This is a genomic window from Bradyrhizobium sp. USDA 4504, assembly GCF_054063995.1.
This window is the reverse complement of record NZ_JBSSGV010000001.1, coordinates 5,828,525-5,840,547: the sequence shown is the minus strand read 5'-3', so window position 1 is coordinate 5,840,547 and position 12,023 is coordinate 5,828,525. Positions and strand designations below refer to the sequence as shown.

14 protein-coding genes are annotated in these 12,023 nt (G+C 64.6%); 7 read left to right on the top strand and 7 right to left on the bottom strand.

All coding sequences use genetic code 11. The features are described 5' to 3' along the window. From fliF to ACVMB1_RS27495, 3 genes are all read right to left on the bottom strand, one after another. Complete coding sequence (fliF, locus tag ACVMB1_RS27505) at positions 1-1,629, bottom strand: flagellar basal-body MS-ring/collar protein FliF (protein WP_076830107.1); 1,629 nt, start codon at positions 1,627-1,629, stop codon at positions 1-3. Between the two features lie 174 nt (positions 1,630-1,803). Next, positions 1,804-2,079, bottom strand: coding sequence for a CtrA inhibitor SciP (sciP, locus tag ACVMB1_RS27500; protein WP_002714638.1), 276 nt, complete (start codon positions 2,077-2,079; stop codon positions 1,804-1,806). Between the two features lie 175 nt (positions 2,080-2,254). Then, entirely contained in the window at positions 2,255-3,115 is an 861-nt protein-coding gene (locus ACVMB1_RS27495; RefSeq protein ID WP_076830010.1) for a LysR substrate-binding domain-containing protein, read from the bottom strand. A gap of 80 nt (positions 3,116-3,195) precedes the next feature. Here ACVMB1_RS27495 and mdcA point away from each other — a divergent pair, with 80 nt between their 5' ends. Genes mdcA through ACVMB1_RS27480 form a run of 3 tightly spaced genes read left to right on the top strand, consistent with a single transcriptional unit; the run spans position 3,196 to position 6,937 of the window. Further along, positions 3,196-4,851, top strand: coding sequence for a malonate decarboxylase subunit alpha (gene mdcA / locus ACVMB1_RS27490; protein ID WP_141342574.1), 1,656 nt, complete (start codon positions 3,196-3,198; stop codon positions 4,849-4,851). 12 nt (positions 4,852-4,863) lie between these two features. Beyond that, positions 4,864-6,123 (top strand): malonyl-CoA decarboxylase, encoded by a 1,260-nt coding sequence (locus ACVMB1_RS27485; protein WP_083715111.1) that lies wholly within the window; start codon positions 4,864-4,866, stop codon positions 6,121-6,123. A 34-nt stretch (positions 6,124-6,157) separates the two neighbouring features. Further along, on the top strand, positions 6,158-6,937 hold the full coding sequence (locus ACVMB1_RS27480; RefSeq protein ID WP_076830013.1) for an alpha/beta fold hydrolase: 780 nt from the start codon (positions 6,158-6,160) through the stop codon (positions 6,935-6,937). 59 nt (positions 6,938-6,996) lie between these two features. On the opposite strand, the gene ACVMB1_RS27475 is transcribed toward ACVMB1_RS27480, so the two are convergent. Beyond that, positions 6,997-8,217 carry an OpgC family protein gene (locus ACVMB1_RS27475; RefSeq protein ID WP_076830014.1) on the bottom strand — a complete coding sequence of 407 codons (1,221 nt, stop codon included), beginning with the start codon at positions 8,215-8,217 and terminating at the stop codon, positions 6,997-6,999. An 819-nt stretch (positions 8,218-9,036) separates the two neighbouring features. Between ACVMB1_RS27475 and ACVMB1_RS27470 the strand changes: the two genes are divergently transcribed. Beyond that, the gene (locus tag ACVMB1_RS27470) at positions 9,037-10,014 is read left to right on the top strand and encodes a helix-turn-helix transcriptional regulator (RefSeq protein WP_057017331.1); all 978 of its coding nucleotides are present in this window, start codon (positions 9,037-9,039) and stop codon (positions 10,012-10,014) included. Between the two features lie 197 nt (positions 10,015-10,211). Here ACVMB1_RS27470 and ACVMB1_RS27465 read toward each other — a convergent pair whose 3' ends face one another. The 3 genes from ACVMB1_RS27465 to ACVMB1_RS27455 all read right to left on the bottom strand — a co-directional run bounded on the left by ACVMB1_RS27465 (position 10,212) and on the right by ACVMB1_RS27455 (position 10,997). Continuing rightward, positions 10,212-10,412 carry a hypothetical protein gene (locus ACVMB1_RS27465; protein ID WP_057017332.1) on the bottom strand — a complete coding sequence of 67 codons (201 nt, stop codon included), beginning with the start codon at positions 10,410-10,412 and terminating at the stop codon, positions 10,212-10,214. Positions 10,413-10,616: 204 nt separating this feature from the next. Continuing rightward, the gene (locus tag ACVMB1_RS27460; protein WP_028333448.1) at positions 10,617-10,838 is read right to left on the bottom strand and encodes a DUF6894 family protein; all 222 of its coding nucleotides are present in this window, start codon (positions 10,836-10,838) and stop codon (positions 10,617-10,619) included. Then, the gene (locus tag ACVMB1_RS27455) at positions 10,839-10,997 is read right to left on the bottom strand and encodes a hypothetical protein (RefSeq protein ID WP_194295381.1); all 159 of its coding nucleotides are present in this window, start codon (positions 10,995-10,997) and stop codon (positions 10,839-10,841) included. 179 nt (positions 10,998-11,176) lie between these two features. On the opposite strand from ACVMB1_RS27455, the gene ACVMB1_RS27450 reads away from it, so the two are divergent. From ACVMB1_RS27450 to ACVMB1_RS27440, 3 genes are all read left to right on the top strand, one after another. Further along, on the top strand, positions 11,177-11,362 hold the full coding sequence (locus ACVMB1_RS27450; RefSeq protein WP_028333447.1) for a DUF3606 domain-containing protein: 186 nt from the start codon (positions 11,177-11,179) through the stop codon (positions 11,360-11,362). Between the two features lies 1 nt (position 11,363). Continuing rightward, complete coding sequence (locus ACVMB1_RS27445; protein WP_076830016.1) at positions 11,364-11,540, top strand: DUF2934 domain-containing protein; 177 nt, start codon at positions 11,364-11,366, stop codon at positions 11,538-11,540. A gap of 114 nt (positions 11,541-11,654) precedes the next feature. Continuing rightward, positions 11,655-11,999 carry a DUF1236 domain-containing protein gene (locus tag ACVMB1_RS27440; protein WP_028333446.1) on the top strand — a complete coding sequence of 115 codons (345 nt, stop codon included), beginning with the start codon at positions 11,655-11,657 and terminating at the stop codon, positions 11,997-11,999. Positions 12,000-12,023: the final 24 nt, after the last annotated feature.

Sequence of the window (12,023 nt, the reverse complement as noted above, 5' to 3'; positions counted from 1 at the left end):
TCAGTTCTCTACCGGCTCGCTCAGCCATTGACGGACGATGGAGACGGTTTCGTTCGGATTGCGTTCGGCGAGCTCGCCGACCCGGTGCACGGCCTGGGCGTGGACCTGGCCCTGGATCTGGGCGACGTCGATCAATTGCGCTGCGCCGCTGCCGCTCGGGATCAGCGCCTGACCCGGCGTTGCGGCGCTCTCGGCATGGGCTTGCGCCAGCGCGGGCATGCCCGCGCCGGTCAGCGCCGGAATGACGTCGGCCGCCACGATGCGCTTGACCAGCGGGCGGACCACCATGAACAGCACGACGAGGCCGAGCATCATCATGACGCCGAGCTCGATGACGTACATCACGTCATCCTTGGTGAACTGCAGCATGCCGAGCAGGCCGGTCGGCTCGGCGATCGGCTGCGCGGCGGGCGGCTCGGCGAAGCGCAGGTTGACGACCTCGACCTGGTCGCCGCGCTTCTGGTCGAAGCCGATCGCGGAGCGGACCAAAGCGGCGATGCGGTCGAGCTGCTCCTTGGTGCGGTCCTGATAGACCAGCTCGCCTTTTTCGTTCTTGGAGTAGCTGCCGTCGACCAGCACCGCGACCGAGATGCGGTTGACGCGGCCGGCCTCGGTCACCTCGGTCTTGGTGGTGCGGGAAATCTCGTAATTGTTGGTCTCTTCGCTCTTCTTGCTCTGGTCGCGGGCGCGGGCGGCGTTGTCCTGGTTCTGGCTGCCCGGCAGCTCGTTGGCGACGGTGACCTGGCCGGAATTGTCGGCGGTGAGGCTACTTTCCTCGCGGGTCTGGGTCGAGCGCAGCACCCGTCCTTCGGGATCGAACTTGTCCGAGGTCTGGGTGATCTTGTTGTAGTCGAAGTCGGCGGAGAGCTGGACGCGGGCGCGGCCGGCGCCGACCACCGAGGAGACGATGTCCTCGACCTGCTTGCGCATCCGCTTCTCGAAGGCGGCGCGGCGCTCGTCGCCGACCGCGGCGTCGGCATCGGACTGGGCGCCGTCGGCGAGCAGTTGCCCGGCCTCGTCGACGATCGAGACCCGCTGCGGCTTCAGCCCGTTGACCGCGGAGGCGACGACGTGGCGGATCGCCCGGATCTGCTGCGGCTCCAGCGCGCCGCGCACCCTGAGCACGATCGAAGCTGATGGTTCAGGCGTCTCGCGCGAGAACAGCGGCTTCTCCGGCAGTACCAGATGGACGCGCGCGGCCTGGACGCGGTCGATGGCGCGGATGGTGCGGGCGAGCTCGCCCTCCAGCGCCCGCAGATGATTGATGTTCTGGACGAAGCTCGTGGTGCCCAGGGCATCCGACTTGTCGAAGATCTCGTAGCCGACGCCGCCGCCCTTGGGCATGCCGCCCTCGGCGAGCTTCATCCTGAGCCGCGTCACCTTGTCCTTCGGCACCATGATCGCAGCGCCGTCATTGCGCAGCTCGAACGGGATCGCCTGGCGCTCCAGCTCCTTGATGATTCCAGAAGAATCCTCGGTCGACAGGTCGGTGAAGAGGGTGGTCATCTGTGGCGTCGTGACGCGCATGATGACGAAGGCGAAGAAGCCGATCAGAGCCGCGGTGACCGCAACCATGGCCGCGAGGCGGGCCGCACCAAGACCTCTCAGGAAAGCAACCAGACTTTGCACCAACGGCCCCCAGGGATTCGGCCCGCGCGGGTCCGACTGGGCAAATATTGCCTAGGGTATGGTTTCCATATGGTTAACGAAGGTTAAGGACCGCGGCAAAATCGCGGACATGAAAAAAACCGGCTTCGCAAGGCGAGGCCGGTTTTCGTCAAATGCCACAGGATCGGCGCCGAATTACTGCCGATATTGCTGGATTCGGGTGGTGCGCAGCCCGGCCAGACCGTGCTGGTCGATCGAGAACTGCCAGGAAAGGAATTCATCGACGGTCAATGTGTAGCGGCTGCAGGCCTCCTCGAGGGAGAGCAGGCCGCCGCGGACCGCAGCGACGACTTCGGCCTTGCGGCGGATGACCCACCGTTTGGTACCGGGGGCCGGCAAATCCGCAATCGTTAACGGGCTGCCGTCAGGCCCGATGACGTATTTCACCCTCGGGCGATGGGGTTCTGTCATGGCGTACTCACAAACTCTCAACCACTGAACTCGCAAGGGGTAAGCTACGCCTCCCGGTTTAAAATTTGCCTAAGCCCAAGCGTTCAATACGAATCTCGTTGGAACGGCCGGGAACAGGCGGGTCTGCCCGCCGGCAGGCACACCGGCGCGCGGCGCAATTCGCGGTTCGGCGCGCTCAGATCGTGGGGCGCAGGGGACCGCGCGCCAGCGTCAGCAAGGCGTCGGCGAGCGCCTCCGCGGCCTTGTCCGGCCGTCCTTTCTCGTAGATGGCGAATTCCAGATCGGGAAGCGGCGGCAGGCCGTCGCCAATTCCGAGAACGCGCAGGCCCGTGGTGACCGCGCTGAGCGGCAGCGGGGTGACGGCAAGTCCCGCGACGGCGGCGGCACGGACGCCGGTCAGGCTCGGGCTGGTATAGACGATCTCCCAGCCGAGCTCGCCGTCGCGCAGCGCGGAGAGTGCGGCGTCGCGCGACACCGATCGTTCGCGGTACAGCGCCAGCGGCAGCGGCGCGCCGGGAACGAGATCGAACGTTTCCGCCGCGGTCCACACCAGCGGTTCGCGCCACACCAGACGGCCTTTCGACGTTCCGAGCGGCCGCTTGGCGAACACCAGGTCGAGCCGGCCCGCATCGAGCTGCTCGATCAGTTCGGCGCTGACACCGATCTGCACCTCGAGCTTGACCCCGCGATGCAGCGCGGCGAAGCGGCCCAGCGCCGACGGCAATGAGCCGCCGGCGACTTCCTCGACCACGCCGAGACGAACCGAGCCGGACAGCCGCGGCGCCACCAGCCGCTGCCGCGCCGCTTCCTCGAGCTGCAGCAAACGCCGCGCATCGCCGAGCAGCATCTCGCCTTCGTCGGTCAGCGCGACGCTGCGCGTCGTGCGCCGGAACAGCGGCCGCCGGGTCTCGAGCTCGAGCCGCTTGATCTGCTGGCTGATGGTCGACTGGGTCAGATGCAATTGCTCGGCGGCGCGGTGGAAGCCGCCGCAATCGGCGACCGCGACGAAGGCCCGCAAAAGTTCGAGGTCGAGCATCGATTAATCCATATCTGTAATCAATCATATTATAGAATATCGTTTCTATTATCAATTCCGCCCGCCTACCTTCGCTTCAGATGATCAAGCAAGGAGAGGCCATCATGTCGGAGACGACACCACGAACCGATCGCACGGCGCGCCTGGCGCGCGCGCGAACTGTCTGCGGCACAAACGGAAAGGTCTGCCCGACCGACCGCGCGGTCGAGCTGCTCGAGGCGGTCATCGCATCCGGCGACCGGGTGGCGCTCGAGGGCGACAACCAGAAGCAGGCGGACTTCCTGGCCGCGTGCCTCGCCGGGGTGGACCCGTCGCGGGTGCATGATCTGCACATGGTGCAGTCGGTGCTGGCGCTTCCCGATCATCTCGCGGTGTTCGAGCGCGGCATCGCCAACCGCCTGGACTTCGCCTTTGCCGGCCCGCAGAGCCGCCGCCTTGCCGAGCTCGTTGCCGCCAAGGCGCTGCGGATCGGTGCGATCCATACCTATCTCGAGCTTTACGCGCGGATGCTGGTGGACCTGACGCCGCAGGTTGCGCTCATCGTGGCCGACAAGGCCGATCGCGACGGCAATCTGTACACCGGTCCGAACACCGAGGACACGCCGACCATCGCCGAGGCCGCGGCGTTCCGCGGTGGCGTCGTCGTGGCGCAGGTCAACGAGATCGTCGATCGTCTGCCGCGCGTCGACATCCCCGGCGACTGGGTCGATGTCGTGGTGCCCGGTCCGAAGCCGTATGCGATCGATCCGCTGTTCACGCGCGATCCCGCCAAGGTCAGGGACGAGAACGTCCTGATGGCGATGATGGCGATATCGGCGGTGTATGAGCCTTATCAGGTGACACGGCTCAATCACGGCATCGGCTATGCCACCGCGGCGATCGAGCTGATCCTGCCGACCTTTGCCGCCAAGCGCGGGCTGAAGGGCAAGGTCGCGCGGAATTTCGTGCTCAACCCGCATCCGACGCTGATCCCCGCCATCGAAGCCGGCTTCGTCGACAACGTCTATTGCTTCGGCTCGGAGCTCGGCATGGAGCGATTTGTCGCCAGCCGTCCCGACGTGTTTCCGGTCGGCGCCGACGGCAATCTGCGCTCCAACCGCGCGCTGGCGCAGGTCGCCGGACAATATGCCTGCGACCTGTTCGTCGGCGGCACCTTGCAGATCGATCCCGAGGGCAACAGCTCGACCGCCACCAAGGACCGCATCACGGGCTTCGGCGGCGCGCCGAACATGGGCGCCGATCCGCGCGGCCGACGCCACGACAGCGTTGCCTGGTTGCGTGCCGGCGAGGAAGCAGGCGAGCGTCTGCGCGGCCGCAAGCTCGTGGTGCAGATGGTCCAGACCTGGCAGCCGAACGGCGCGCCGAGCTTCGTCGAGCGCCTCGACGCGTTCGACCTCGCGGCCTCGGCCGGCTTTGCGCTGCCGCCGGTCATGATCCATGGCGACGATGTCAGCCACGTGATCACCGAACGCGGCGTTTGCAACCTGTTGCGTTGCCGCTCGCCGCAGGAGCGCGAGGCCGCCCTGCGCGCGGTCGCCGGCGACACCGAGTTCGGCCGGCGGCAGGACGCCGGGACGACCGACGGCCTGCGCCGCCGCGGCATCGTGATGCTGCCGTCCGATCTCGGCCTCGACGTCGAGACGGCGACGCGCGACTGGCTCGCCGCGAAATCGATCGACGACCTCGTCACTGCATCGGGCGGCCTCTACGTGCCGCCTGCCAAATTCCGCCGCTAGAAGGAGGCTCCCATGACCCACGCCGAGCACATCCCAGGCGGTCCACCGGCCTCACTCGACAAAGCGAGGCAACTCGCCGCGGCATTGTTGTCCGAGCGCGGCGAAGCGTCGGGCGCCCTGATCGCGCGCCAATTGCAGCAGACCATGCGCGCGCTCGATGCCACCGGCCGGCACGGCTTTCAACGTTATCTGGCGAGCGCGTTTCAGCCCGACGCGGCGGCGCTGCAGGATGCGGCGAAGCGTTATCTTGCCGACGGCACCGCGGCGGCCGCGGCCGATTTGGCCGACGCCGCGGATCCGCCGCGCCAGGAGGTGTTGCGGCGGATGAACATGGCGCCCGGCGGCACGGCGAGCCTGATCGCGATGCGCAGCGAGATCGCCGGCCGTTTCGGCTCCGAACCGGAGCTGAAGCTGCTCGATGCCGATCTCAAGCATCTGTTCGTCTCATGGTTCAATCGCGGCTTCCTCGAGCTTCGCCGCATCGACTGGCAGTCGCCGGCCGCCGTGCTCGAGAAGCTGATCGCCCATGAGGCGGTGCACGAGATCAAGGGCTGGGACGATCTGCGCCGCCGCCTTGCGCCCGACCGCCGCTGCTTTGCCTTCTTCCACCCCGCGCTGCCCGGCGAGCCGCTGATTTTCGTCGAGGTCGCGCTGGTGCAGGGATTGGCCACCGCCGTGCCACCGCTGCTGGTGCAGGATGCGGATCAAGACAGCGCAGGCCTCAGGGCCGCGCATGCCGACACCGCGATCTTCTATTCGATCTCCAACTGCCAGGACGGACTGCGCGGCGTGTCGTTCGGCAATTTCCTGATCAAGCAGGTGGTCGAGGAGCTGCAAACGGAATTCCCGCAGCTGAAGCACTTCTCCACGCTGTCGCCGATCCCGGGCTTCCGGCGCTGGCTCAGCCAGCAGCCGCAATCCGGCGGCAACGAGGTCGCGATGCTGCGCGAGCTGGAGCGCGAGGGCTGGTGGCACGACGCGGCGACCTGCGAGACCTGGCGTCCGGTCCTGATGAAGCTGTGCGCGCAATATCTCACGCGCTCGCCGGCGTCAGGAAATCGCATCGATCCGGTGGCGCGCTTCCATCTCGGCAACGGTGCCCGGCTGGAGCGGATCAATTGGCTCGGCAACACGGCCGACCGCGCGATGGCGGAATCCTTCGGCATCATGGTCAACTATCTTTACGATCACGACAGCATCGAGCGTAACCATGAGGCCTTTGCGCGCGTAGGAGAGATTGTCCGTTCACCGCAGGTGGACGCGCTTCTCTGATTTTCAACTCAGCATACAACAACGGAGCAGTAACATGATGATGAACAGACGCGCCTTCTCGACCGCCTTGCTCGCTGGAGCCGCGGCTTCATTGGTGTCCACGCGCGGCATGGCCGCCACCACGCCGCCGGTCAAGGCGCGCAACGTCGTGCTGGTGCACGGCCTGTTCGCCGATGGCTCCTGCTGGTCCGAGGTCATTCCGCGGCTGCAGGCCGCCGGGCTCAACGTCACGTCGGTGCAGAATCCGTTGACCACGCTGCCTGAAGCGGTTGCCTCCGCGCAGCGGGTGCTCGATCGCCAGGATGGTCCGACCGTGCTGGTCGGTCATTCCTTCTCCGGCATGATCGTCACCGAGGCCGGCGTGCATCCGAATGTCTCGGCGCTGGTCTATGTCGCGGCGCGCGCACCCGATGCGGACGAGGATTACACCGCGCTGGCCAAGACCTATCCGACGCCGCCAGCGAGCGCCGGCATCGTGTTCGACGGCGACGAGGGTCGGCTCGGCGAAGAAGCGTTCCTGCGCGATTTCGCCGGCGACCTGCCGGAGGCGAAGGCGAAGGTGCTCTATGCCGTGCAGCAGCCGTTCCAAAAGCAACTGCTGGCCGGCAAGACCAGCCATGCGGCCTGGCGCAGCAAGCCGAGCTACTACGCCGTCTCGACCGAAGACCGCACCATCAATCCGGATCTCGAGCGTTTCATGGCCAAGCGGATGGGCGCCACCACGATCGAGGTGAAGGCCAGCCATCTCGCGCTGATCTCGCAGCCCGACGCGATCGCGCGGCTGATCCTCGACGCCGCGCGGCAGTCGAGCTGAGCGTCGGCGCCAGCCGTGCGTGGAAGAGCATCCGCTTCTCCCGCGCACGATCACGCGATTTAAAGGATATGCGCGCCATGACCGTCGAAGATGCCGCGATCGCCGGCGCGCGGCACAAGATCATGTCCGGCGGCATCGACATCCGGCGGCCGGGCGCGCTTGGTGCCGAGCGTGTTCAGCAGCGCCGCGACCGCGACCATCACAAGGACACCGGCAAGACTGAGTCCGATCTGCATCGAGAGCCGGTTCGAGATGTCGAACAGGTCGCATTGGCTGGCGAGCGCCAGCAGGACGCCGAGACAATAGATCGGCAGCGAGTTCTCGCCACAACGCCTCGCGCTGCGCAGCATCGGCGTCGTCAGTCCCTGCCAGCCCGCTGGAACGAGCCATGACACCACGATGGCAAGTGCCAGAAAATGCAGCAGCCGCAACGGGCTCAAATTCGACTTGTCCATCGGAAACAGCAGATCCGTCAGCGCCTGCGGCAGCAGCGGCGGCTTGATGCCGTGGCCCAGCGCAACGACGAGGCCGAACACAAGATAGAGCGCAGACAGAACAAGCGCAGGGCGCGACTTCAGCCATCCCTGGATGGTCCTTCCCTCGATGACGTACCATGCGCCCAGCACGACCGGAAGCTGCCAGGCCAGCGGGTTGAAGAACCAGACGCCGTCGGGCCAGGCAGGAATGCTCCAGCCGAAGACGTGCACCAGCGCGTAAAGCGACATCGAAAGACCAAGCGCCAGGTTCGGCGCTCGCAGCAGCAGCCACAGCAGCGGTGCGAACAACACGTGACAGATCACAAAGACCGGCAGCACGTCGGTATTGACAGGGTGGAATTGCAGCACCGCGGCGTGCGCAAGCGCTGCGCCCGGACGTTCGAACAGAACCCGCGTATTGCTGTCGTCGGCGAGGCGATCGCTGCCCGCGAGGTAGACGACGATCGCGCAGGCGAGCGTCAGCAGCAGAAAGGCGGCATAAATATCCCATCCTCGCCGCAGCGAACGGCCGATCATGCCGCGCCAGCCGTCGCGCTGACGCGCTCTGCCGTAGGCCAGGGCGCAGGTGACGCCCGAGATGAACATGAAGATTTCGGCGGCATCGCAGAAGCCGTAGTTGCGCAGGGTCAGCCAGCTTCCGACGTTGTCTGGAATGTGATCGAGAAAGATCCACCACAACGCGATTCCGCGACAGACATCGATGCGCGGGTCGCGGCCGGTCGATCTGAACTCCGGCGGGGTCTCGCCGAGCAATCGCTTCGAGCTGCGGGTTCGATCGTGCATCTGTCGATCTGTCTGGCGGGCGCGCGCGGCCTCATCGGACCCAGGTCCATGAGACGCTCGGGTGCTCCGAGGCGTGCGCGTGCCGGACTAGCCTCCGGTCAACCTGTATGATTATGCGTTGCGGCTACCCGAGGGTTGGCGGCGCTTCCGCCGGCCATCCGCAATCACGGGGGCCGGGTGGATCGCTATCCTCCGACGGCGCCGCCTGCGCGACGTCGCCGATGTCCGGCAACAAATGCTGCTTTCGCATTTCGGCGAGGCGGGCACGACAGTATTCACGATAAAGCATGTCGAATATGATGGACATGATCGAACGCCTTCTTGATCACCAGGTTGACTTTCCCACGTGACAGATTTCGACCATTTCAACCGGCGGCGATAACCGACAGTGCCGCAGGCAGTCCGACGCAACCAAAATCGATATCAGTCGTCCTACTGAATGACCTGCGCGTGGCGACTTAGCCAGGAGACCGCGTACAGGGGCATGACACTGATTTGCGCTATACTCTGCCAGGAATGTTTGAAACGGATCCGATGGCAGCAATTACAAATAGAGCGATCGCGACTGCTTCTTCTTAAAAGGGAAATTTGCCGCGATTTTCATGATGTCATTATATACGTAATATTTTGACCACCAAGTGAATTAGTTCACATCAGCATCAATCACAGGCGAACAAGACTAGCAGACCGGTAACGTGGCTTCTTGGACTCATGCGCACGGATCGGGCGAAGACCGGTGCGTGAATCGCAAAATGCAGATACCGATTGTGGAGTGCCGCAACATTTCATTCCGACGTTTTGTGAAGGCTGGAGGTCCCCATGCCGATGGACGCAGCCAATTTCGCATCGTATCGATTTTCGACGTGCGAGCTTCCGGAACGCATTCGTATCCCGCTCTGGCGCGAGCACTTTGGCCGATGCATCGTGCACGCCGATATCGAGCCTCTATCGAACGTTTCATTCCAGGCCGATGCGTCGCTGCGAGCGGTTCAGGGTTTGCGCATGCTGGCGCTGAAGGGCACGTCGATGCGGTTCAAGCGTTTGCAGGCGAACCTTGCCGATGGCGATGACTCCATCGGGGTCATCTTCTGCTCTCCGGGCAGATGTCAGCTATCGCAGCGCGGCCGGGACGCCGATTTTCGCGCCGGCGACGCAATTGCAATTCTGCATTCCGAGCCCGCCAGCGTCACCTATATCGACGGGTTGCAATTCGGCCTGGCCGTGCCGCGCGAGGCGCTTGCGCAGCGCGTGACCGACGTCGAAGGTCTGGTCATGCGGCCGATTTGCCACCGGACAGAAGCATTCCGACTGTTCATCTCATATCTGAAATCGGTGCTTAAGACGAAAGCGCTGAGCGCGCCGAAGCTTCGCGATACAGTCGTGACCCATATCCACGATCTCATCGCGCTCGCGATCGGCGAGTGTGCTGCGTTGGGCGAGAGCAGCGCGAGCGCCGTCGTCGCTGCGCGGCATCGTGCTATGCTCGACTACATCGCCGCACACTTTGAGGAGCCCGGGCTCAACGTTCAAACGGTTGCGCGTGGCCAGGGCATCTCGCCGCGCTATCTGCAGCGCCTGATGGCGTCATCAGGCCCGTCGTTCACCGAGCGCTTGAATGAATTGCGCCTCCAGCGGGCGCTCAAATTGCTCACCGAGCCAGATGCCGGCCGTCGGCGAATTTCCGATATCGCGCTCGAGGTCGGTTTCTCGGATGTTTCGCATTTCAACCGTCTGTTCCGAGCCCGCTTCGGCGATTCGCCACGCGGTGTGCGGCTCGCACGAAAGGGCTCTCACTGAGCCGCCGCCCCTGATCGGCATGTGCGCGAGATGCTGCCTGGGGGCGCTCCGGAGCGAAGGGCGAGGTGGGTTGAGGCCGGCTGCAAGTCTCGTTGGGGCAAAACCCGACGTTGGGGCGGGCCCGAGCCTCGAACGCCTCTCGCGGCTGTGCGCGCATTAGCTTATGTGAATCGACACAACTTATGTGAATCGAAGCGCTATGGTGGCGGCTCTGCTCCCGGAGTGGCGAGCCATTGGTCGATCTGGACGGCGCGCTCGGCCTCGCGGGCCTTCTTGAGAAGTCGTTCCCGCTCGGTGCCGGGAGGCAGATGCGAAGCCCTCGCGCGGGCCGCTTCCTCCAGCTGAATGAGGCGGTATGCGAGCGTCGTGGTTTGCTTGAAGCGATTACGGCGTTTCATGTGTGCAATTGGTGTTTTCAACCCTGATGTAGGTCCGAACCGCGCTCGTCGTCGTTTGTTCCTATTGAACGGCGGGGCGTGGCCTGTCCTGGTCGCGTCCTTGAGAGCACCATGCGGCGGGCCGGCCAAGGAATGCCGGACATCGGCCGGCAGCGTCGGTCTGCGGGAAGCGAGCCGAGCCGAGATGAGAACGATCACTCCCCGTCAGACGCTCGTCGAAGCCAGCGGGATGCGGAAGAGCTCGCTATCGCCCGCATCGCGAACCGAAATGAAATTGCCGTCGCGAACCATCTCCGGCTTTTCAGTCCCGATCCGGTGAGCGATGAAGCTGCCGTGATCCTGGGCGTCCTTGTCGTCGGCACAGTCGTGACCGACGACGTCGTGTGCGGGGATGTCGCCCGCGAGATGGAAGAAGTATCTGGGCATCTAGGTCAGCTTGTCCAAATTGCCGAACGGCTTCGCGGGCGGCGCGTTCTCGGCCTTCTTGATCTGCTGCGCGCCTTCCTCGGCAAGCCTGCCATCGTTGATGATCTCGGCGATGAGCTGCTTGACCCGTCCGCCGATCCTGTCTGCAATGCCTGTCATGGCTTACCTTTGTTCGTGCTGCCGCCCGCTGCCTCTCACGACTGAAGTATCGCTCGCGGAGAATGTTCCTCCGAGGGGTGACGACCGATCCATCCAAGAAAGGAACAAATGGCTGTCCGGAAGATTGGATCGCCAGCAACGGCCGAGGCTCAGGCCGAGCGGTTGACGCGAGAAGTTCAGTGACGAAGCGCCTGACCAGGAAAGAGCAGTTCGATCGATCGAAGATCAACATGCACGATCTGCTTCAGGTGAGATGCTGGACACATGCCCTCGGCGTGTCGCGCGAACAGCTGCGTAAAGCCGTCGAGAAGGTCGGTGACTCGGCCGTGACGGTTCGCAAGGAGCTCGGAATTCCCGAGGAATGACATGGCCACCGAACAGCAGATCCGGGACTACGCGCGGCAGCTCTGGGAGAAGGCCGGAAAGCCCGACGGCAGGGACGAGGAATTCCGGCACGCGGCCGAGGTCGAGCTGAATGCGGAGAGCGAAAGTCCGGACGCGCCAACACTGGACCAGCCGAACAAGACGTCGATTCCCGGATGAACGCCTTGGCGCGAGGAGCGCGCCGGCAACGCGATTGATCGGGATCCTCCGTTAGGAACATTGCCATTCTGTCGCGGTTCTCGAAACGCCGCATGGAGCGGTGAGGAGGACGTTATGAAGAAGCTGGTTCTGATTTCTGTTGCCGCCGTATTGGCGTCGACGGGCGCTTTTGCCCAGAGCACGATTGTCGGCACGACCGGTGCCGGACATGCCGCCACAGTGCAGATCGAGCCGCAATATCGCACGCGAATCCACAGCTATGTGACCGAACACAAGATCCGTCCCGTCGAGACGCGGGAGAGGATCGTCGTCGGCTCGCCTGTGCCGCGCGAGGTCGAGCTTGAAGCGGTGCCTGCCGATTGGGGTCCGTCGCTCACCAGATATCGCTATGTCTATACCGGCCAGCGCGTGATGCTGGTCGATCCCGACACCCGTACGGTCGTGCAGGAAGTCGAGTGAGGCCGCTCTGATGGCGGGCCGCCT